At 71.4% G+C, this 21,816-nt stretch carries 18 protein-coding genes; 9 read left to right on the top strand and 9 right to left on the bottom strand.

The window, feature by feature from the left end:
- Positions 1 to 31: 31 nt before the first annotated feature.
- The 6 genes from AB0B96_RS34310 to AB0B96_RS34285 form a co-directional block, all read right to left on the bottom strand.
- A complete protein-coding gene (locus AB0B96_RS34310) occupies positions 32 to 1,252 on the bottom strand; it encodes a glycosyltransferase (protein ID WP_362905518.1) in 1,221 nt (406 codons plus the stop codon).
- A 22-nt stretch (positions 1,253 to 1,274) separates the two neighbouring features.
- On the bottom strand, positions 1,275 to 2,093 hold the full coding sequence (locus tag AB0B96_RS34305) for a DMT family transporter (protein WP_362905516.1): 819 nt from the start codon (positions 2,091 to 2,093) through the stop codon (positions 1,275 to 1,277).
- Positions 2,094 to 2,409: 316 nt separating this feature from the next.
- Positions 2,410 to 3,129 carry a DedA family protein gene (locus AB0B96_RS34300; RefSeq protein ID WP_362905514.1) on the bottom strand — a complete coding sequence of 240 codons (720 nt, stop codon included), beginning with the start codon at positions 3,127 to 3,129 and terminating at the stop codon, positions 2,410 to 2,412.
- A 185-nt stretch (positions 3,130 to 3,314) separates the two neighbouring features.
- Positions 3,315 to 3,788, bottom strand: a complete 474-nt coding sequence (locus tag AB0B96_RS34295) for a TspO/MBR family protein (protein WP_350948620.1) — start codon at positions 3,786 to 3,788, stop codon at positions 3,315 to 3,317.
- A gap of 198 nt (positions 3,789 to 3,986) precedes the next feature.
- Positions 3,987 to 4,685, bottom strand: coding sequence for a response regulator transcription factor (locus AB0B96_RS34290; protein ID WP_362905509.1), 699 nt, complete (start codon positions 4,683 to 4,685; stop codon positions 3,987 to 3,989).
- Positions 4,667 to 5,875, bottom strand: a complete 1,209-nt coding sequence (locus tag AB0B96_RS34285) for a sensor domain-containing protein (protein WP_362905507.1) — start codon at positions 5,873 to 5,875, stop codon at positions 4,667 to 4,669. Before AB0B96_RS34285 ends, AB0B96_RS34290 begins: the two co-directional genes overlap by 19 nt.
- Positions 5,876 to 5,986: 111 nt before the next feature.
- Here AB0B96_RS34285 and AB0B96_RS34280 point away from each other — a divergent pair, with 111 nt between their 5' ends.
- Together AB0B96_RS34280 and AB0B96_RS34275 are read left to right on the top strand one after the other, a co-directional pair.
- Entirely contained in the window at positions 5,987 to 6,739 is a 753-nt protein-coding gene (locus AB0B96_RS34280) for an ABC transporter ATP-binding protein (protein ID WP_362905505.1), read from the top strand.
- Positions 6,733 to 9,126 carry an ABC transporter permease gene (locus tag AB0B96_RS34275; RefSeq protein ID WP_362905503.1) on the top strand — a complete coding sequence of 798 codons (2,394 nt, stop codon included), beginning with the start codon at positions 6,733 to 6,735 and terminating at the stop codon, positions 9,124 to 9,126. Before AB0B96_RS34280 ends, AB0B96_RS34275 begins: the two co-directional genes overlap by 7 nt.
- Before the next feature lie 81 nt (positions 9,127 to 9,207).
- On the opposite strand, the gene AB0B96_RS34270 is transcribed toward AB0B96_RS34275, so the two are convergent.
- Positions 9,208 to 9,867, bottom strand: coding sequence for a VC0807 family protein (locus AB0B96_RS34270; RefSeq protein WP_362905501.1), 660 nt, complete (start codon positions 9,865 to 9,867; stop codon positions 9,208 to 9,210).
- Positions 9,868 to 10,159: 292 nt separating this feature from the next.
- Between AB0B96_RS34270 and AB0B96_RS34265 the strand changes: the two genes are divergently transcribed.
- The 7 genes from AB0B96_RS34265 to AB0B96_RS34235 all read left to right on the top strand — a co-directional run bounded on the left by AB0B96_RS34265 (position 10,160) and on the right by AB0B96_RS34235 (position 19,635).
- A complete protein-coding gene (locus tag AB0B96_RS34265; protein WP_362905499.1) occupies positions 10,160 to 10,507 on the top strand; it encodes a luciferase family protein in 348 nt (115 codons plus the stop codon).
- Between the two features lie 367 nt (positions 10,508 to 10,874).
- Entirely contained in the window at positions 10,875 to 11,111 is a 237-nt protein-coding gene (locus AB0B96_RS34260; protein WP_362905497.1) for a hypothetical protein, read from the top strand.
- Between the two features lie 167 nt (positions 11,112 to 11,278).
- Positions 11,279 to 13,117, top strand: a complete 1,839-nt coding sequence (locus AB0B96_RS34255; RefSeq protein WP_362905494.1) for a cellulose binding domain-containing protein — start codon at positions 11,279 to 11,281, stop codon at positions 13,115 to 13,117.
- 117 nt (positions 13,118 to 13,234) lie between these two features.
- Positions 13,235 to 14,794, top strand: a complete 1,560-nt coding sequence (locus AB0B96_RS34250) for a cellulose binding domain-containing protein (protein WP_362905492.1) — start codon at positions 13,235 to 13,237, stop codon at positions 14,792 to 14,794.
- Positions 14,795 to 15,065: 271 nt separating this feature from the next.
- Positions 15,066 to 17,093, top strand: a complete 2,028-nt coding sequence (locus AB0B96_RS34245) for a glycosyl hydrolase family 18 protein (protein ID WP_362905490.1) — start codon at positions 15,066 to 15,068, stop codon at positions 17,091 to 17,093.
- Between the two features lie 202 nt (positions 17,094 to 17,295).
- Complete coding sequence (locus tag AB0B96_RS34240) at positions 17,296 to 18,687, top strand: hypothetical protein (protein ID WP_362905488.1); 1,392 nt, start codon at positions 17,296 to 17,298, stop codon at positions 18,685 to 18,687.
- Between the two features lie 96 nt (positions 18,688 to 18,783).
- Positions 18,784 to 19,635, top strand: coding sequence for a PhzF family phenazine biosynthesis isomerase (locus AB0B96_RS34235; RefSeq protein WP_362905486.1), 852 nt, complete (start codon positions 18,784 to 18,786; stop codon positions 19,633 to 19,635).
- A 54-nt stretch (positions 19,636 to 19,689) separates the two neighbouring features.
- Here AB0B96_RS34235 and AB0B96_RS34230 read toward each other — a convergent pair whose 3' ends face one another.
- Positions 19,690 to 20,412, bottom strand: a complete 723-nt coding sequence (locus AB0B96_RS34230; RefSeq protein WP_362905484.1) for a DUF6597 domain-containing transcriptional factor — start codon at positions 20,410 to 20,412, stop codon at positions 19,690 to 19,692.
- A 4-nt stretch (positions 20,413 to 20,416) separates the two neighbouring features.
- Complete coding sequence (locus tag AB0B96_RS34225; protein ID WP_362905482.1) at positions 20,417 to 21,523, bottom strand: AI-2E family transporter; 1,107 nt, start codon at positions 21,521 to 21,523, stop codon at positions 20,417 to 20,419.
- Positions 21,524 to 21,816: the final 293 nt, after the last annotated feature.

Genomic DNA, 21,816 nt, shown 5'->3' with positions numbered 1-21,816 from the left:
GGACCGTCTCCGAACGCGATCGCCCCGGACCTCATCGCGCCACCTCCTGGTAGATCCTCTCGAACCGGGCGAGGGATGCCTGGTGGTCGTGGGTCAGTGCGATGGAACGGCTCGCGGCGCCCATCGTGGCCCGCTCCTGGGGCGAGACGAGCAGGGCGGTCAGGTGCCTGGCCAGCTCCTGGACGTCGCCGGGCTGGAACAGGTGACCGTTCTCGCCGGGCCGTACCAGGTGCGGCAGGGCCATCGCGTCCGCGGCGACGACCGGCAGGCCACTGGCCATCGCCTCCAGCGTGGCGATGCTCTGCAGTTCCGCGACGCCCGGCATGGCGAAGACGTCGCCGGCGGCGTACACCTGGGGCAGCGTCTCGTCGGGTACGAACCCGAGGAAGGACACCCGGTCCCCGACCCCGATCCGGTCGGCGAGCCTGGCGAGCGCGGCCCGCTGCCCTCCGGTGCCCGCCAGCGCGATCTGCGCGTCGACGTTGTTGAGCACGTGCGGCAGGGCGCGGATGAGCTCGTCCAGCCGCTTCTCCTCGTCCAGCCGGCCGACGAACACGATCGTGTCCCGGTCGGGCAGGCCGAAGGCCCCGCGGGACCACGCCTTCGGCTCGGGGCGCGGCTGGAACCTCGCCAGGTCGATGCCGCAGGAGATGGGCTCCACCGGCGGGCCGAAACCCTTGGCCGTGAGCAGCCCGGCCGCGATCCGGGTGGGCGTGGTGACGCGGTCGGCCCTGGAGTAGACGCGGTTGAAGTCCCTCCAGGCCAGCGCTCCCGCCCCCTCGCGGAGGCGGCCGGGGATGTGCGCGAACTGGAAGAGGTTGTCCGGCATGAAGTGGTTGGTCGCCACGACGGGGACGCCCGCGCGCCGGGAGGCGGAGATGGCCGCGCGGCCGACGACGAAGTGCGCCTGCACGTGGACGACGTCGGGGGCGATCCTGTCGATCAGCCGGTCCAGCCGGGTCGGCACCGTGACCCGCATGGTCGGGTGGACCAGCACCGGCGCCGAGCGCAGCCGGTGCACGGTCACCCCGTCCAGGTGATCGGTCCTGGCCGGTCCCTCGTCCGAGGCGCACACCACGTGGACCTCGTTCCCCCGCTCGGCCAGTCCCTGGGCGAGCCGGTGGGCGAAGTAGGCGGCACCGTTCACGTCCGGCGGGTAGGTGTCGGCCCCGATCAGCACCCGGCGGGGCCGGGTGGGCAGGAGGGTGGGACCCGCTACCGAGGGCTGCAGGGTGGTGGCTGACATGGCCATCAAGGCTCCGTTCGTCGTGTTGTCACGTCATGTGGGGGGACATCGGGGTGGTACGGGCCAGCGCGACGGTTCCGCCCGCGACGAGGGCGGCGGCCACCAGTGCGGTGAGCGCGCTCGCCGCACCCGTCGGCAGGGGTTCGCCGAGCAGGAGGGCACCGAAGGCGACGGCGGTGAGGGGGTCGGCCACCTGCAGGGCGGCGAACGCCACGCCGAAGTGGCCGACGGCGTAGGCGCGCTGGAGCAGTACCAGCGCGATCAGGGCGGGCATCGGGACGGCGAGCAGGAACCAGAACTCCCAGTCACCGTCGACCAGGACGCGGGTGAGCGTGGCGGTCGCGCCGTACAGCACGCCCGCCCCCACGGCGAGCAGGCAGGCCCGCGCGGCGGGGGAGACCCGCCTGGCGAGGGCCCACAGCATCAGGGCGGCGGTGGCCGCCCCCGCGAGCAGGGCCACCGCCTCCCCGGTGCTGAGGTGGGGTTTGCCCGCGTGCTCGGGCACGACCATCACCAGGCCGATCAGCCCGACGGCGATCACCGCGGCCGAGGCCAGCTCGCCGGGCCGTGGCCTGCGGTGTCGCAGGGCCGCGGCGCAGGGCAGGGCGAACAGGAGGCTGGCCACGCCCAGCGGCTGCACCAGCGTGAGCGGGCCGTATTTCAGCGCGACGATGTGCAGGGCCGTGCCGCCCGCGATGGCCAGGCCGCCGAGCAGCCATCGGGGGCGCCGGGCGAGACGGCCGAGGCCGGCGTGGGGCGTGCCCGCCGCCTCGAACTGCTGCAGCGCGGCACCGAGTGCGAAGAACAGGGATCCCAGCAACGCCAGGCCGACCGCCAGCACAGTCATGCGCACTCCTCCCAAGCAGATGAAGCCATGGCGAGATGACCGGATCACCTCGTGGAGGCGTCCGTTCAGGGGCTTGTGGTGAACAGTCGAAGCGTCCCGCGCGGGCGGGCGGCGGAGCCATAGGGGTTCTCCCTGACTTCGCAGGGGATTCCCCGAGATTCGCGTCGGGGCCTTCGCCTCGCGGGCCGCTCCTGAGCGGGCTCGACCAGGCGGGGAACGCCTCCCTCACCCCGAACCCGAACCCGAACCTGAGGCCGAGGACCCGAGACCGAGGCCGACGTCGCCGACGGCGTCCTCGTGTCCGGACGCCTCCGTGTCAGGCGGTCGCGCCGCCGCGTCGCTCACCCGAGGTGACCGGCGCGCTCTCCACGCGCGGCGCGGTACGGCGGTGGCGGAGGTGGCGGACGGTCTCGACCACGACGGTGATCGTCAGGGCGATGCCGAGACCGAGGAGCAGACCCTTGATCGGGTCGTTCTCGAAGGCCGCGCCGCCCACGTAGCCGATCAGTCCCGAGTAGATCGCCCAGCTCACCGCGGCGAGGGCGTCGAAGAGGGCGAACGAGCGCCGGGGATAGGCGACCGCGCCCATGGTCAGCGTGCAGGCGGTCCGGCCGCCGGGGATGTAGCGGGCCACCACGAGGACGAGCCCGCCCCGCTCGGCCAGCGCACTCTCCGCCCAGGCGAACGCCCGGCGGCTGCGCCTGCCGTTGCGCAGCCGGTCGTTGGTGGTACGCCCGATGGCGTACGAGACGTGGTCGCCCACGAACGCGCCCAGCGCGGCCACCACGATCACCAGGAGCAGGTCGGGAGCCCCGGTGGCGGCGGCGAACACCCCGGCGGTGATGACGGACGTCTCCGCCGGGACCACGGGAAAGAACCCGTCGAGCATCGCCAGCGCGAACAGCGCCAGGTAGATCCAGGGAGATGTCATCACATCGTGCAGGGCGTCGAGGATGGCCTGTGTCACGTCGGGCTCCAGCCGGGGGGTCGCGGATGTCTCACCCAGCAGGCTGACGGCCCGGTACTTTCCGGACATCGGGGAGCACCCCGGTGTTCCTCATGACATGTCCCTGAAGAGCACCAGGGTCCTGTCTCCCCGCCCCTGAGAAACCGTCCGGGAAAGCCCTCGGGAAGCCGACCTTGGAAACCGGACAGAGCCGGTCACATCGCACGAGGACGATCGCGTCCCCACCGGCTCACGGCGCCCCTCGGGAAGAGGGCTCAGTTGAGCTGCCAGACGGCGAAGTTCAGCGAGGCCGCGTACGTCACCCAGAGCAGGTAGGGCACGAGCAGCCAGGCGGCCGGGCGGCTGATCCGCCGGAACATCACGATGTTGAGCGCGATCGCGAGCCAGAGGACGACGATCTCCGCGAACGCCAGACCGTACTGCCCGGCGCCGAAGAACAGCGGCGTCCAGGCCGCGTTGAGGACCAGTTGGACCGCGTAGACGCCGAGCGCCGGGGTGAGGCCGCCCGCCGACCAGGCGAGCCAGCCGGACAGGGCGATCAGGATGTAGAGGAACGTCCAGGCCGGGCCGAACAGCCACTGCGGCGGTGCCCACGGCGGTCGTTCCAGCGACAGGTACTCACCGCCGGCGTTCCCGGCCGCCAGCGACCCCACCACCGCCACCAGCACGAGCGCGACGACGAATACCGGCAGGCCGGCCCAGCGTTTCGGTTGCTGTGTGATGACCATAGAACCCCCCCTGCCCCCTTCTTCGTGGAACTACCGCGCGGCGGTTTCCCGTCCGGGGGAACGGGGTCCGATCGGCATGGGGCACGAGGGATGGGAAGCGCCTTCCGGGGAGCCGTCTCTCCCCGAGCTCACCGGCCGGATCGAGGAGGCGCGATCAGCACCGGAACTCCCCGCGCCGGCCGGATCGAGGAGGCGTGATCAACGGCGGAGCGGTCGCCGCGGTCGCTCCGCCTCCGGGCCGCCCGGCCGGCCCCGGAGATAGGCGAGGACGGCGAGGACACGGCGGTGGTCGTCCTGCGCGACGGGCAGATCGAGCTTGGTGAGGATGCCGGCGATGTGCTTGGACACCGCCGCCTCGGTGACCACCAGCGCGCGGGCGATGGCGGCGTTGGAGCGGCCCTCCGCGACCAGGCCGAGGACCTCCCGCTCACGCGGGGTGAGCCGGGACAGCGGCCCGCGCCGGAGGCCGAGCAGTTGCCGCACCACCTCCGGGTCCACGACCGTGTGCCCCCCGGCGACCCGCTCCACCGCGTCCACGAACTCCCGTACCTCGCCGATCCTGTCCTTCAGCAGGTAGCCGATCCCCGCGCCGCCGTCGGAGTCGAGCAGCTCGGCCGCGTAGGTCTGCTCGACGTACTGGCTGAGCACCAGGACGGCGAGCCCGGGGTGGGAGGCGCGCAGCGCGAGCGCGGCGCGCAGTCCCTCGTCGGTGAAGCCGGGCGGCATGCGCACGTCGACGACGACGATGTCGGGTTCGTGCCCGGCCACGGCGGCGATCAGCGCCTCGCCGTCGCCGACCGAGGCGACCACCTCGTGGCCGAAACGGTCGAGGAGCCCGGCGAGCCCTTCGCGGAGCAGCACGCCGTCCTCGGCGAGGGCTATCCGGAGACGGGACACGGGATCTCCACACGTAGCGACGTCGGCCCGCCGGGCGGGCTGGACAGGGTCATCACGCCGTCGGTCACGGCGACCCGGTCGGCGAGCCCGGTGAGCCCCGACCCGGCCGCCGGGTCGGCGCCTCCCACCCCGTCGTCGCCGATCTCCAGCACCAGCGTGCCGTCGAGGAGCCGGCCGTGCACGAAACCGCGCCGGGCCAGGCTGTGCTTGGCGATGTTGGCGAGCGCCTCCGACACGACGTAGTAGGCGGTCACCTCGATCGGGGACGGCAACCGGCAGGGCAGCGAGACGTCGACGTGGACGGGGAGGGGAGAGCGGCCCGCCACATCGCGTACCGCCGCGCCCAGCCCTCGGTCGGTGAGCACCTGGGGGTGGACGCCCCGGATCAGCTCGCGCAGCTCGGCGAGGGCGCGTTTGGCCTCCTCGTGCGCCTCGACGATCTGCGCCTCGGCGGGCGACCCCGGCGGCAGGTCGAGCCGGGCGAGACCGAGCCTCATGCTGAGGGACACCAGTCGTTGCTGGGCGCCGTCGTGCAGGTCGCGCTCGATCCGGCGGCGTTCGGCCTCGAACGCGTCGACGAGCCGGGCGCGGGAGCGGATGATCTCCGTGTGGCCCGGCGCGAGGATGGCCCGCGCGATCAAGGCCCGGGTGCCCGCCCACGCGGCCGTCATGTAGGCGAAGAGCGGGAACAGCAGCAGCCCGGCGACGAACAGCGGCACGCCGTCCAACGGGTCCATGCCCGGCTGGAAAGGCGCGGAGATCAACAGCAGCGGCAGCCAGAGCGCCGACGAGACCAGTCCCAGGTCCATCAGCCACATCACGGACACCGCGACGACCGTGAACCCGAGTTCCCGCCAGGTCGCCTGCTCGCGCAGGCGGATGGTGAGCCAGGCCCACGGACCCGGGCGCGGTGGCCTCAGGTGCGGATCGGGCACGGGCGCGCCGTCCACCAACCGGAGCCGCCATCGTTCGAACGCCCCCGACGGCAGGGTGAGCACGATCACGGCGAACAGCCCGGCCACGGTCGCGAACCCGACGCCGTAGGCGTAGGCCGCGTAGATCATCACGCACGCGGCCACCGCGTGGATCGCGCTGCACAGCAGGTAGGCGAGCGAACGCCAGGGCCATGAGGAGCGGAGGAACACCGACGGCCTGCGGGTCATCGCCGCCAAGGCAGTACGGGCGAACACCCTCCGACGTTAACCGATCCGGGGGCGCGGGCGCGGTAGTGCCAGGTCTACCCTCACCTCTCGCCCCTGCGCCAATGCGCCGGCACGGCACGGGCGGCTTTGCTGAACGGCATGCACTCGACAGATCACAGGGAGACCGTGCGGCTGCGGGCGGTGCGCCGGCTGTACGGCACGGCCGCCCACCCGGTGAAGGCCCTCGACGGGGTGACGGCGACCTTCCGCGCGGGCACGCTGACGGCGATCATGGGGCCTTCCGGATCAGGGAAGTCCACCCTGCTGCACTGCGCGGCGGGCCTGGACCGGCCGACCGACGGTACGGTCGCCATCGAGGACACCGACCTCGGCTCGCTGAGCGAGAACGGCCTCACCCTGTTGCGCCGCGAGCGGGTGGGGTTCGTCTTCCAGGCGTTCAACCTGGTGTCCGCGCTCACCGCCGAGCAGAACGTCGCGTTGCCGCTGCGCCTGGCCGGCCGCGCGGCCCCGGCCGGCCTGATCCGGGCGGCGCTGGCGGAGGTCGGCCTCGCGGACCGGGCGGGGCACCGGCCCAGCGGCCTGTCCGGCGGCGAGCAGCAGCGCGTGGCCATCGCGCGAGCGCTGATCACCAGGCCCGCCGTGGTGTTCGCCGACGAGCCGACCGGCCAGCTCGACACCAGGGTGTCGCACCAGGTCCTCGGCATGCTGCGCGGGCTCGTCGACGACCACGGACAAACGATGATCATGGTGACGCACGACCCGGTGACGGCCTCCTACGCCGACCGGGTGCTCTTCCTCGCCGACGGGCGCGTGGTGGACGAGTACACCGGGACCGTCACCGCCGAGATCGTCGCCGCCCGGATGGCCGCACTGGAGGTCGTGCCGTGCTGACCTTCGCGACATTGCGGGAGCGGTGGCACTCCTTCGCCGGGGGGTTCGTCGTCCTCTTTCTCGGCATGACGATGGTGTCGATGAGCGTCCTCGCCCTCACCTCGGCCGGGGCGAGGGTGCCCGACCGGCTGGCGGGGACGCCCGTGTTCGTCTCGGTGCCGGCGATCGAGCGGGGCGACGGTAACTTCGCCCCGGATCGTCCCTGGTCGCCGGAGACGGTCGCGTCGCTGCGGGAACGGCTGGGCGCGATTCCCGGGGTGGCACACGCCATACCGGATCGGATGTTCTACGCCCAGCCGGTCGTCGACGGCAGGCCGGTGGCGGGCGACCGGGGGTACGCGTGGTCGGCGGCGGCGCTGGCGCCGTACACACTGACGGCGGGCGCCGCGCCGCGGGAGGGCGAGGTGGCGCTGGACCGGACGCTGGGGCTCGCGCCGGGGGCGCGGGTGCGGGTGCTGACCGCGCACGGGCCGGTGACGTACACGGTGTCCGGCACGGTGAACGGGCCCGGGGTGTACCTGAGCGACACCGAGGCGGCCCGCGTACCGGCGGGGGTGCGCGCGATCGGCCTGGTCACCGAGCCGGGGGCGGACGACGCCGCGGTCGCCGCGGCCGCACGGACGGTGGCCGGCGCGTCCGGCGTGGTGCGCACGGGGGAGGGGCGCGACGTCCTGGAGACGCGGGAACACGAGCGGACCCGCTGGATCGGCCTGCAGGTCCTCACCGGGATGGCCACGCTGTCGGTGTTCGTGTCGATCCTGGTCGTGGGCTCGACGTTCGCGGTGGGGGTGGCGCAGCGGCGTCGCGAGTTCGGCCTGCTGCGCGCCGTCGGCGCGACGCCGCGCCAGGTGCGGCGGATGGTGTACGGCGAGGCGCTGCTGGTCGGTGTGATCGCGACGGCGGCGGGGGTGGCGGCCGGAGCGTCGCTCGCTCCCGTGCTGGGGGACGTGCTGGTCACGGCCGGGTTCGAACCGCCGGGCTTCGCGGTGCGATTGTCGGTGCCGCCGCTCGCGGGCTCGTTCGCGATGGGGGTGGTCGTCACGCTGGCGGGGGTGTGGTCGGCGTCCGGGCGGGCCGCGCGCGTGCGTCCGCTGGAGGCGTTGCGCGAGGCCGAGGTGGACGACCGGCCGATGCCGCGCGCGCGGTGGATCGCCGGGGCGGTGTGCTGCGCGCTGGGACTGGTGGCCGCGGTCGACGCGTGGGGCTCGGACGGTTCGGAGGCGTTCGCGCTGTCGGGCCTGGTCGCGGCGATGGGGGTGATCGCGGGGGTGGCGTTGCTCTCGCCCGCGATCGTGCCGCCGGTGGCGCGGCTGGTGTCGTGGCCGCTCGCCCGGGGCCGGGGCGCGACCGGGACGCTCGTCAGGGAGAACGCGCTGACCGCGGTCCGCCGCACCGCGGCCACGGCCACCCCGGTACTGGTCACGGTGGGCTGCGCGATCCTGATCACGGGAATGGTGCGGACGACGGCCGCGGCGTTCGCCGAGGTGCGCGCCACCACGATCCGGGCGGACGCGGTGATCGTGCCGGACGGTACGCCAGGGCTCACGGACACGGCGGCGTCGGCCTCAGGCGCACGATCGTCCCTGTTCGGCGCCCTGTTCGAGCCGGACGGCGGTGTTTTGAGCGCCATCGGCGCCACCCCGGAGCTCCTGGAGTCGGCGGGTGACGTCCAGGTGGTCTCCGGCTCGCTCGACGCGCTCAGGGACGCCGACCGGGTGCTCGTGGCGGACTGGCTGGCCGAGGACCGGGGGCTGCGGCCGGGCTCGCCGCTGCCGGTGTCGTTCGAGGACGGCACCTCGGCGTCACCGACGGTGGCGGGCGTGGTCCGGGGGGCGGACGCCGATGTCCTGCTGTCCCGCGAACTGTTCAGAGGGCACGACGCGACGACCCTCGCCAAGGAGGCGTACGTCGCCGGCGCCCCGGCACCGCCGGGTCCGGGGGCACGCGCGGTGGACGTCCGCACCTACTCGGCGGAGGCGGACGCCGAGGAGGACCGGCTCGTGTGGATCGCGACCGTGCTCCTCGTCGTGGTGTCCACGGCCTACGCGGGCGTGGCGATCGTGAACACGATGGTGATGTCGGCGGCCGGGCGCGTCCGCGACCTCGCGGTGCTGCGCCTGTCGGGCGCGACGGGACGGCAGGTGCTCGGGACGGTGGCCGCCGAGTCGGCACTCGTGGTGCTGCTCGGCGCGGGGCTGGGACTCGTGGTGGCGTTGCCCGCGCTGATGGGCATGCGAGGCGCCCTCGCCACGGCGATGCGCGCGGACGTCCCCCTCGTGGTGCCGTGGCCGCTCATCCTGGGGGTGATCGCCGCCTGCCTGGCCCTCGCCGTCTGCGCCGCCGTACTCGCCGCCCGCCCCGCCGTACGGCTCCCGGCGAGGCGCTGACCGCTCCGGACGCCCGGACACCGGGTGATCGGGGTGGGCACCGGAGCGCTCAGGTGGCCGGGACGGGCGGGAGTCCGGGCGCTAGGCGGGCGGGGCGGCGATGGCCGGGGTGGCGACGGGGTCGTGGTGCAGGCGGCTCAGCATCCGGCGGAAGGCGTACAGGGAGAAGGCCACCGCCAGGCCGCTGATCACGGCCACGGCGGTGGTGCGGACCAGCAGGTAGGTGCCGATCGACTCGTGCAGCAGGAGCCAGATGCTCACCGCGGAGTTGGCGAGCAGCACGAAGGCCCACAGCAGGGTGATGCGGGCGAAGAAGCGGCGGACCCGCTCGTGTCTCAGCACCGCGGAGGGCAGGTGGATGTAGTCGAGGGTGAGCCTCTGCACCAGCGGGCGGTTGAGGCGCACCGAGGCGAGGAAGAGCACGCTGATGCAGATCGTCCCGAGCTCCGGCTGCAGGAAGTAGATCACCGCGCTTCCGGTCCAGAACCCCAGCAGCGCCCGCACGGTGATCGCGACGGTGGCGAGGATCATCGTCCCGGGCACGGGGACCCGCCGGACCAGCCGCCACCCCACCCCCGCGTACACCCAGGCGACCGCCGCGATCAGCGCGCCCTTGAGGCCGAGGAGGGCGAGGGCGGCGTAGAAGACGGCGAGGGGGGCGACGACGCCCTCCAGCAGTCTCGGCGCGGCCTGCCTGGCGAGAGTGGCGAGACGGGGGAGGACGATGGGCTGGTGGCTCATTGACGCTCCACGGGCTGGGGCGACGGCAGACGCTGGACGCTCACGCCTACCCCGGCGTGACACGAACATGTCAGCCGTCGCAGGGGGTGCTGGAGAGGGCTACCTCCGGTCTTGACCGGGAACTCACCGTACCCGACGCCGGTTCGTGCCCTCGCGAAAACAACTCAATAACACTGCAATAACGGTTGAGAACGGTGAGGATCATTACGATTCGCCAGAAGGATCACTGCGCCGGTAACGGTTAAGAAACGGTAGCTTTCCCGATCGTGTCCGGTCCGCGACGATGAGAGACATGGCAGTGCTGCGCACGCACACGTCCCGCCGTTCCACCGAGGGTGTCGAGAATGTGGCCGCCCAGCTCCTCCGCTGGCCGGCCCTGGCGCTGAAGCGCACCAGAAAAGGGCTCGGGTTCCGGGCCGATGGCCGGGAGATCGTCAGGATGTCCGGCGACCACACCGCGGAGCTGCTCCTCACCAAACCCGTGATCGACCGGTGGGCACGGGTGCTCGCCGACTGTCGCCGGGTCACCCCCGGAGCCGACGACGGGTGGGTGGCCATGTCCATCGAGGGCCGGGCCGACGCCGAACTGTTCCTCTCGCTCGTCAGCGTCGCGATCAAGGCGAACCAGACCTCGCGATAGCCGATCTCGGGCCACTCCTCTCGCTCGTCGGTGTCGCCGTCGCGACCTGGAGTCCGCGATAGCCGAAGTCGACGAACGGCGCCCCCGCGCCCGTCGGCGGCCGACGCCCTTCCTTCTCCCGTATTTCCCGGACGGCGTGAGCGTCCGACGTTTTTTTGGGCCTTGTGTCAGGGGTGTGTCAAGGCTACGATCACGACAACTCTTAGGAAACTTTCCTAAAAGAAGTGCCGACCGGGGGTGCCCATGGCTCGCGCGTCCCCTCCCCTCGACCCCTAGCTGCGACAACCCGACGGCGGAAGCCGTCGCCACCGAAGGTCCGACCGTCCGGACGCCTCACCCCCCAGGTTCCACGTCCATCGGAGCGATCATGCGGCGCGCCCTTTCCCCACCCGTCCTGACTGCGGCTGCAAGCCCTCGCCGAGGCCTGCCCACGCCCGGCGGCACGGCCGTCCCCCTCCTCGCCGTCCAGGCCACCGCCACGCCCGCCATCGATGCGGGCGTCCCCGCGGCGCTCATCGGCGCCGCCGTCGCCCGCCTCGAGGACTCAGGCCGGCGCCCGCGAGCCACGGCCGAGCACCGCCGTCCGGGAGCCACGAGCCGGTGACGCCCCGCCGATCCCGGCGGTCCCCGGCGCCCCGCGCCGATCAACGGAACGGTCCCCGTCCCTGGGCGAGACCGAGCCCACCCCGCCGTACGGCCCGCGCCACATCCGCGCATCCCCCTCGCGCGGCGCGGGCCGTACGGTCACCCCACGAAACGCATGAGGTCAACGTGAAACCACACGCCATCGCTCGTTCTCTCGTCGCACTGGCGGCACTGTTCCTGTCGATGACGGTCGCGCTCCCCGCCCAGGCCGCCTCGAACACCGCCGTCTTCACCAAAACCTCGGACTGGGGGACCGGTTTCGAGGGCAAGTACACGATCACGAATGGTGGTACGACGGCGATCAACGGCTGGTCGGTCGCCTTCGATCTGCCCTCGGGGGCGAACATCGGGTCTTTCTGGGACGCGGCGATGAGTCGTAGCGGGCAGCGTTTCACCTTCACCAACGTCGGCTGGAACGCGACGATCGCTCCGGGGGCGACGGCGAGTTTCGGTTTCAACGGCAGTCCGGGCGGGGTTACGCCGTCGAACTGCACGCTCAACGGCGCGGCCTGCGGCGGCAGCGTCCCGGGAACGCCGGGCACACCCGGTACTCCGTCGGTGACGGGGACGACGAACTCGTCGATCTCGCTGTCGTGGGGTGCCTCCAGCGGCACCGTGACGGGTTATCGGGTGTACGAGGGGTCGACGCAGCGGGCGCAGGTGAGTGGTACGAGTGCCACGATCGGTTCGCTGGGGACGTGCACCTCGCACACGTACACGGTCAGGGCGTACAACGCGCAGGGTGAGTCGGCCGCGAGCGGCGCGGTGAGCGCCACCACCACCGGTTGCACCGGCGGCGTCCCCGGAAAGCCGGGCGCGGTGGCCGCGACGGGCGGCGCGAACAGCGTGGCGCTCTCGTGGGGCGCGTCCTCGGGAACGGTGACCGGCTACCGGGTGTACGAGGGGTCGACGGTGCGGGCGACCGTGACCGGGACGAGCACGACGGTGTCCGGGCTGGGTGTGTGCGAGGCGCACACCTACACGGTGGCGGCGTACAACTCCGCGGGCGAGGGCCCCAAGAGCGACCCGGCGAGCGCGACCACGACCGGCTGCACCGGCGGAGGCCAGCTGCCCAAGCACTTCCTCACCGGCTACTGGCACAACTTCGACAACCCGGCCGTCGAACTGCGGCTGTCGGCGGTGCCCAACGAGTACGACCTGGTCGCGGTCTCCTTCGGAGAGGCCACCGCCACCCCCGGTGAGGTCGTCTTCGCCGTGGACCCGGGCCTGTCCGCCTCCCTCGGCGGCTACACCGACGCCCAGTTCAGGGCCGACGTGCAGACCCTCCACTCCCGTGGCAAGAAGGTCATCCTCTCGGTCGGCGGCGAGGCGGGCCGCGTGCAGGTGGCGAGCGCCGCCGCCGCGACCAAGTTCGCCGACACCGTCTACGCCCTGATGCAGAGCTACGGCTTCGACGGCGTCGACATCGACCTGGAGAACGGGCTCAACTCCACCTACATGGGCCAGGCGCTCCGGTCGCTGCGGGCGAAGGCGGGCGCGAACCTGATCATCACGATGGCGCCGCAGACCATCGACATGCAGTCCACCGGCGCCGAGTACTTCAAGCTGGCGCTGAACATCAAGGACATCCTCACCGTCGTCCACACCCAGTTCTACAACTCGGGCTCCATGCTCGGCTGCGACCAGATGGCCGCCTACTCGCAGGGCTCGGTCAACTTCATGACCGCGCTCGCCTGCATCCAGCTGGAGAACGGGCTGCGTCCCGACCAGGTGGCGCTCGGACTGCCCGCGGGACCCGGCGCGGCGGGCGGCGGGATCGTCGCCCCCGCCCTGGTGAACCAGGCCCTCACCTGCCTCGCCACCAGGACCGGCTGCGGCAGCTTCGTGCCGCCGCGCGCCTACCCCGGGATCCGCGGCGCGATGACCTGGTCGATCAACTGGGACGCCAGCAACAACTGGAACTTCTCCAGGACCGTCAAGCCGCACCTCGCGACCCTGCCCTAGCCCCCGCACTCACGACCCCGGACCCGCCCGGCACCTCACGATCCAAGACGCGCCCGGGCGGGCCAGGGACCCCCGACCCCGCACCTCCGATCTCCTCCCCCCAACCGAGGAAGTGCCATGAGATTTCGACGAACGCTGACCGCGGTCCTCGCCGCGCTCGGCATGTCAATCGGCCTGTCAACGGTCGCGACCCCCGCGTTCGCGGCACCCACCACCGCCGTCTTCACCAAGGTCTCCGACTGGGGGACCGGTTTCGAGGGCAAGTACACGATCACGAATGGTGGTACGACGGCGATCAACGGCTGGTCGGTCGCCTTCGATCTGCCCTCGGGGGCGAACGTCGGGTCTTTCTGGGACGCGGCGATGAGTCGTAGCGGGCAGCGTTTCACCTTCAGCAACGTCGGCTGGAACGCGACGATCGCTCCGGGGGCGACGGCGAGTTTCGGTTTCAACGGCAGTCCGGGCGGGGTTACGCCGTCGAACTGCACGCTCAACGGCGCGGCCTGCGGCGGCGGCAGCGTCCCGGGAACGCCGGGCACACCCGGTACTCCGTCGGTGACGGGGACGACGAACTCGTCGATCTCGCTGTCGTGGGGTGCCTCCAGCGGAACGGTGACGGGTTACCGGGTGTATGAGGGGGGTACGCAGCGGGCGCAGGTGAGTGGTACGAGTGCCACGATCGGTTCGCTGGGGACGTGTACCTCGCACACCTACACGGTCAGGGCGTACAACGCGCAGGGTGAGTCGGCCGCGAGCGGCGCGGTGAGCGCTACCACCACCGGCTGCACCAACCCCGACCCGGGCGGCAAGATGGCCGGAGCCCCCTACCTCTACATGGGCTGGGGCAACCCGCCCAACCCGGTGACCGTCATGAACGCCACCGGGGTGAAGTCCTTCACCATGGCGTTCATCCTGTCCAGCGGTGGCTGCAACCCCGCCTGGGACGGATCGAGGCCGCTCACCGGCGGCGCCGACCAGGCCGCGATCAACCAGATCAAGGCCGCGGGCGGCAGCGTGCAGATCTCCTTCGGCGGATGGTCGGGCAACAAACTCGGCCCGAACTGCTCCACCCCGGCCGCCTTCGCCGGAGCGGTGCAGCAGGTGATCAACGCCGTCGGTCCCGCGGTCGTCGACTTCGACATCGAGAACACCGACGAGTTCGAGAACTACACCGTCCAGGACCGCATCCTCAACGGCCTGAAGATCGTCAAGCAGAACAACCCGAACGTCAAGGTCGTCGTCACCTTCGGCACCTCGACCACCGGCCCGACCTCCCACGGCATCCGCCTGATCAACCAGGCCAAGGCGCTCGCCGTGCCGATCGACAACTACACGATCATGCCGTTCGACTTCGGCGCCTCGAACATCTACACCGCCACCGTCAACGCCTCGGAGGGCCTGAAGAACGCGCTCAAGGCCGCCAACGGCTGGACCGACGCGCAGGCGTACGCCCGCATGGGCATCTCCGGCATGAACGGCCTGTCCGACCAGCAGGAACTGACCACGGTCGCGACCTGGACCCAGATCCGCGACTGGGCCAAGTCCAAGGGCCTGACCCGCTTCGCCTACTGGGCGGTCAACCGCGACCGTCCCTGCCCGGGCGGCGGCGTGACCTCCAACTGCAGTGGGATCGCCCAGAGCGACTGGGACTTCACCCGCGTCACCGCCGGCTTCTGACCCGCGCGGAGCGGGCCCGCCCAGGGCGAGAACGTCCGGCGCGGGCCCGCCCGACACGGAGCACGCGCCGGGCGAAGGCGCCCGGCGCGTGCGCGGAACGGAACCGCGTGCCACGTCAGGCCCGAGCGGTCCCACCGGACGCCCGGCGTGTGCGCGGCACGGAACCGCGCCGCGCTTCCCACACGACCCGTCCGGCACGGCCCGTACCCCGCCCGGGGGGCGGGCCGTGCCCCACGAACACCCTCCTAAAGATCCTTGCGGGGTAAATCGGATGTACCTCAGGAAACTCGCGGCGATCGCCGTACTGGCGCTGGGCGGGACGACGCTCGCCGCGTCACCCGCCCACGCCGCCAACATCGCGGTCAACCCCGGCTTCGAGAGCGGGCTGACCGGCTGGACCTGCACGGCGTCCTCCGGAGCCACGGCGGTGTCCACGCCGGTCCGCAGTGGCACCAGGGCACTGCAGGCCACACCGGTGGGGAACGACACCGCCCGCTGTCAGCAGACGATCAGCGTCAGACCGTCCTCGGCCTACACCCTGTCGGCCTGGGTGAGGGGCGGCTACGTCTTCCTCGGCGCGACCGGCACCGGCGGCACCGACCCCAGCACATGGGCGTCCTCACCGTCGTCCTACGTCCAGCTGTCGACCTCGTTCACCACCGGCGCCTCGACCACCTCGGTCACGATCTACGTCAACGGCTGGTACGGCCAGGGCGTCTACCAGGCCGACGACGTCGTCCTCGACGGAGCACCGGGGCAGGGACAGCCTCCCGCGGCGCCCACCGGGCTCACCGGCACCGGAAACGCCACCACCGCCTCGCTGAGCTGGAGCGCCTCCTCGGGCGCGACCGGCTACAACGTCTACCGCAACGGGACGAAGGTCGGCACCGCCACCGGGACCACCTACACCGAGACCCCCGGTGCGGGGACGCACAGCTACCAGGTGAGCGCGACCAACGCCTCGGGCGAGTCCGCGAGGTCCGGCGCGGTCTCCGTCACGGTCGGCGGCAGCCAGCCACCCCCGTCCGCACCCTCGGGGCTCGCCGCCACCGTCAGCGGCACGAGCGTCGCGCTGAGGTGGAACGCCTCCTCGGGCGCGACCGGCTACAACGTCTACCGCAACGGGACGAAGGTCGGCGCCCCCACCGGGACCACCTACACCGACAGCCCCGGTGCGGGGACGCACAGCTACCAGGTGAGCGCGACCAACGCCTCGGGCGAGTCCGCGAAGTCCGGCGCGGTCTCCGCGACCGTCACCGGCACACCCCCCGGCACCCTGCCCAAACGGGTGCTGGTCGGCTACCTGCACGCCTCCTTCGCCAACGGCTCCGGCTACACGCGGATGGCGGACGTACCCAACGCCTGGGACGTCATCAACCTCTCCTTCGGCGAACCCACCTCGGTGACCTCGGGAGACATCCGCTTCACCCAGTGCCCGGCCGCCGAATGCCCCAACGTCGAGTCCGAGGCCGAGTTCATCGCCGGAATCCGGGCCAAGCAGGCACTCGGCAAGAAGGTGCTGATCTCGATCGGCGGCCAGAACGGCCAGGTCCAGCTGAGCACCACCGCCGCACGCGACAGGTTCGTCCAGTCGGTGAGCGCCATCATCGACAGGTACGGCCTCGACGGGCTGGACATCGACTTCGAGGGCCACTCCCTCTATCTCGACAACGGCGACACCAACCTGTCCGCCCCCACCACCCCGGTCATCGTCAACCTGATCTCCGCGCTCAAGACCCTCAAGGCCAGGTACGGCACGCGGTTCGTGCTGACCATGGCCCCCGAGACGTTCTTCGTCCAGCTGGGCTACCAGTTCTACGGTCCCGGCCCGAACGGCTCCGCCGACCGGCGGGCCGCGTCGTACCTCCCCGTCATCCACGCGATGCGCAACGACCTGACCCTGCTGCACGTCCAGGACTACAACTCCGGGCCGATCATGGGGCTGGACAACCAGTACCACACCATGGGCGGCCACGACTTCCACGTCGCCATGACCGACATGCTGCTCGCGGGCTTCCCCATCGCGGGCAACCCGAACAACGTCTTCCCCGCCCTGCGCCAGGACCAGGTCGCGATCGGCCTGCCCGCCGCCCCGTTCGCGGGTAACGGTTTCACCACGGTCGCCGAGGTCCAGAAGGCCTTCGACTGCCTGGCCAAGGGGACGAACTGCGGGACGTACCGGCCCAGAGGGGTCTACCCGAACCTCCGGGGGCTGATGACCTGGTCGATCAACTGGGACAGGTACAACGCCTTCGAGTTCTCCCGCAACCACCGGGCCTATCTCGACGGCCTGGGCTGATAACCCCTCGCCGCCGGAGGAGACGGACCTCCGGCGGCGAGGTTCCACCCCGGTGTGCCCCGCGGGTTCTCCGGCGCGCGCCCGGAGACGGTCACTCGTCGTGACGGCCTTGATCCAGAAAGCCGTAAAACTGGCAGAGTGGTCTCGTTTTGGGAATGCGGGTGGCTGGCTGGTCGCCAGGTCGGGCAGGCTAGGGGCCGTCATGGACTACGCAATTCTCACGGGGTTCGTCCTCGTCACCGGTGTCGTGCTCGCCCTGGTAGCGCAATGGAAAGGCTGGAGACCCTCCCTCCTGGTCGTACTGGGAGTGGGAATCGCCTTCAGAGTGCTCATCATGGCCACATCGGCGGTGGACACCTGGCAACCGGTCGACTTCATCAACAGCTTCAAGCCCGCCGGCGAGGCGGTCCTGAACCGTGAGGATCCCGTTCTGGGCAGTTCGGGAGGCTGGCACTTCCTGCCGACCATCCCCTACGTCTACGGTCTCCTGCTCTGGCTGGGCATCCCCTGGGAGGTCGGCGGGCGCCTGGTCACCGTGGTGGCGGACATCGTGCTGATCCCGCTGGTCGGCAAGCTCGCCGGGGGGCCCAACGCCTCGCTGCGCGCCTTCCAGTACGCCTGCAACCCGCTCGCCATCCTCGTCGCCTCCGTCCACGGCCAGGTCGAGCCGGTCGCCCTGGTCTTCGGCGTCGCCGCCTTCGTCGTCGCCCGAGGCCCCGGCGACCCCCACCGGCCGGGCATGACCACCAACCCGGTCGCGCTGGCGCGGCAGAGCGTCGCCCTCCACGGCCTCGCCGGCGCCGTACGGCACGCCTTCGGCCCGGACGGGGTGCTCCGAGCGGCGCTCACCCCGCGCGAGGGCGACCGGCAGTCGCTGCGCCGGGCCCTGTTCGCGGGACTGCTGATGGGGCTCGCGCTGTGCGCCAAGAGCTGGCCGATCTGGCTCATCCCCGGCCTGCTTCTGCTGCTGCCCACCTTCCGCGCCCGCGCCGTGGCGTTCGTGGCCACGGGCATCGCGCCGATCTTCTTCCTCGTCACCCTGCCGATCTTCGCCGGTACCTCGCTGAGCCAGATCCCCGAGGTCATCCGGGTGATCCAGGAGATCCGCCCGATCGTCGGCCAGTGGGGCTACAGCGCCATCCTCATGAACGGCGTCAACGACCTCAACCAGGGGATCGCCACCTTCGGCACCCGCCTGATCTACGTCACCATGCTGATCACGGCCTTCCTGTGGCGCCGCGCCGACCCGATCGACCTCACCACGGCGCTGCTGCTCGCCTTCATGGTCACCACCCCCAGGCTCGGCGCGCAGTATCTCCTGTGGTTCATGCCGTTCCTGATCGCCCGCCCCACCCGCTTCGCGTGGCCCGCGATCATCGGAGCCTCACTCTGGGCGGGGTACGGCTACCTCTACATGACCCAGTTCGACTCCGCCACCTGGCGAAGTCTCCACGTCGTCTGGTCGCAGGCGTCCATCGTGCTGCTGCCGGTCCTGGCGCTCGCCATGCCATGGGAGCGCCGGGTCTTCCGCGCACCCGCCACCCCCTCCTCCGAGGGGCCACCGCCGTCGACACCCGTCTCCGCCTCCACCTGAGCTCCCACGTCCGCTCGGCTCCCGTGTCCGCGTCCCCGTCACAGCCGCGTGGCGGGGCCCCGGCAGGCCCTGGCCTGGCTGATAGGTTCCGGTCCTGTGACGAGCACCGTGGAGATCCTGCGATACACCGCTTTCACCCACGATCCCGAAGGAGGAAACCCCGCCGGGATCGTCCTCGACGCGGCCGGCCTGTCCGACGCGGAGATGCTGGCCGTCGCCGCCGAGGTCGGATACTCCGAGACGGCTTTCGTGACCGCCCGCGACGACGAGCGGTGCGCCTTCACGGTCCGGTATTTCGCCCCCTCGGCCGAGGTGGCGTTCTGCGGGCACGCCACGATCGCCACCTCGGTGGCGCTCGCCGAACGCCTCGGGATCGGGCGTCTGGCCTTCGACACCAAGGCGGGTGAGATCGTCGTCGACACCGAGATCGTCGACGACGCGCTCCGCGCCACGCTCACCAGCGTTCCCACATACTCCAGGCCCGTCGCGGAGGACGCGCTGGAGGAGGCGCTCGCCGCCCTCGGATGGTCCCGCGACGAACTCGATCCGGCCTTCCCGCCGCACGTCGCGTTCGGCGGCGTCGATCACCTCATGATCGCCGCGGCCTCTCGTGAACGCCTGGCCGACCTCGACTACGACTACGAGCGGCTGAAAGCGGTCATGACCCGCGAAGGCTGGACGACGGCGAACCTGTTCTGGCGGGAGAGCGACGAGCGGTTCCACGCCCGCAACCCGTTCCCGGTCGGGGGCGTCGTGGAGGACCCCGCCACCGGGGCCGCGGCCGCCGCGTTCGGCGGCTACCTGCGAGTCCTCGGGACCGGCTCCTCGGAGTTCACGGTCATCCAGGGGGTGGACATGGGACGGCCCAGCACGCTGAAGGTCTCGATCGCCTCCGTGGACGGCCGAAGCCGGGTGAGCGGCGGAGCGGTCGCGATGGAGACCGCCTGACCCCGAGCCGCGGGCACCGCGCGCGGGCCGGGGTGACGGCCCGCGCGGACCCGGTCAGGTGCTCTCGCCAGCGGACCGATCGAGCAGCCGCTTCAGGGGCACACCCGCCAGCCGCCGTACCTCGTTCGCCATGTGGGCCTGGTCGGCGTAGCCGCTGAGCACGGCGACCTCGGCCGCCGTGACCCCGCGCCTGGCCAGGCCAAGCGCCCGCTGAAACCTGACCACCCGCTGCAGCACCTTCGGCCCGTAGCCGAAGGCCCGTACGGACCGGCGCAGAAGCTGTCGCTCACCGAGTCCCAGCTCCCAGGCCACCTCCCGCACGCTCCGCCCGGCCCGCAGTGCCTCGGCGATCGCGGGCGCCGAGGGGTCGGGCCCGGGCATCGCGCGCAGCCGTACGACCAGAGCCCGCTGTACGCCGTCGAAGAGCGGCTTCGACGGCCGGAGTCCCGCGAGGGGCTCCAGATCGGACAGTTCCGAGAGGGATTCGAGGTCGGACAGCGGCACCCGCAGGTCGCGCAGGCTGTCGAGCGGCACACCGAACAGTTCGCCCACCGCGCCGGGCCTGAACCGGACCCCGGCGTATCGGTCACCCGGCACCATCCGGACGGGTTTCGGCCCCGTGTCGGGTCCCGCGACCTGCGCTCCTCCAGGACCCCAGATCAGGTCCACGCAGCCGTCGGGCACGACCAGCTGCGTCGCGGCCGAGGACGACTCGTTGACCCACAGGCAGGCCACCCGCCCGGCGAGGCCGGGAGCCGGCGCCCACTCGCGATACATGGCCTCAGGGTACGGGCGGTGAGGACTTCGCCTCGTCTCCGCCCGGTTTCCTCTTCGGCGCGTGCCTCTCCTCCTCGGGAACCTCCCCGGAGACGAGAGCGACGGCCCACTTGCCGTCGGGGTCGCTGTCGAGCAGCAGCGCGCGGGTCAGCAGGCTGAGCGGGATGGCGAGCAGTGCGCCCAGCGGGCCGAGGACGAACGTCCACAGGATGAGCGAGAGGAAGGTGACGGTGGTGGACAGGCCGACGGCGTCACCGAGGAACTTCGGCTGGATCAGCGACTGCACCACGAAGTTGATCAGTATGTAGGAGACGATCACGAGGATCATGGTTTTGGGCCCGCCCTCCAGGAGGCCGAGCAGAGCGGGCGGGATCAACCCCAGGACGAAGCCGATGTTGGGGATGTAGTTCGTGATCAGCGCCAGCACGCCCCAGAGGAGGGGGAGTGGCACACCGAGAATCCAGAGCGCGGCCACGTCCAGCGCGGAGCAGATCAGCCCGAACCCCGTCGAGACCAGGAGGTAACGGCGGGTCTTGTGGGCGAAGTTGTTGAGTGCCCCGATGAGGAGGGGCCTGCGCTCCGCCCCCATGGCGAGGATCCTGGAGAAGGCCTGAGCGTCCAGGCACATGGCCAGGAGCAGGACGATGACGAGAACCAGGCCGGAGAAGACGCCCAGCAGTCCCGAGATGAATCCCTGCGCGAGCTCGAAGATCTTTCCGGGGTCGAAGGAATTGATCGCCTCGTTCATCTGCTGGGTGCCGAAGCCGAGCCTGGCCACCTGCTCCTGCGCCTCCGCGACGAGCTGTTTGAACTGCGCGTCGTAGGTGGGGGCGAGTGCCGCCATCTGCGCTATCGCCACGGTCAGGATCGCCACCATGCCCAGGAGCACGAGCAGCACGATCACCAGGGGGATCGCCACCAGCGTCCACCCGGGAGCTCCGCGCTCGCGAAGCCAGGTCCTGACCGGGGAGACCGCGAGGACCAGGACCAGGGCGAGCAGTACCGGTCCGACGATCGACCCGATCTCCTTGATGCCCGCCAGGGTGACCACGGCACCCGCGGTGCAGAGGAGTACGACGAGCGCCCTGGGCAACACTCTTTGGTCCGTCATAACGGATCCCCTACCCAGCAGCCGGGAAACACGTCCTGGGCAGGGCGCGCACTTCGATTTGACGGAGTCCGGCGACGTACATAGAGTTCACAGGCCCGAGGGGGTTGGTGGAGATCGCCAAAGCCTCGGGACCCTCCTTCTGATCATCTCCCTTCGTCGGGGCGCGTGCGTCACGCCGAGATCCGGTTGGACAACGACCGGATGTTGGAGTAAGTTAGAGGGGTTGCCCTGGAAACGGGGTGGTCGCAATCCTAGCGGGTTCGGCGGGTTCGAGTCGAGGGTCGGAAAATCCG

It is taken from the genome of Streptosporangium sp. NPDC049046, from assembly GCF_040649155.1.
Taxonomy (GTDB): domain Bacteria; phylum Actinomycetota; class Actinomycetes; order Streptosporangiales; family Streptosporangiaceae; genus Streptosporangium.
The sequence above is the reverse complement of the archived record's forward strand: the minus strand, read 5'-3'. Positions and strand labels throughout refer to the sequence as shown.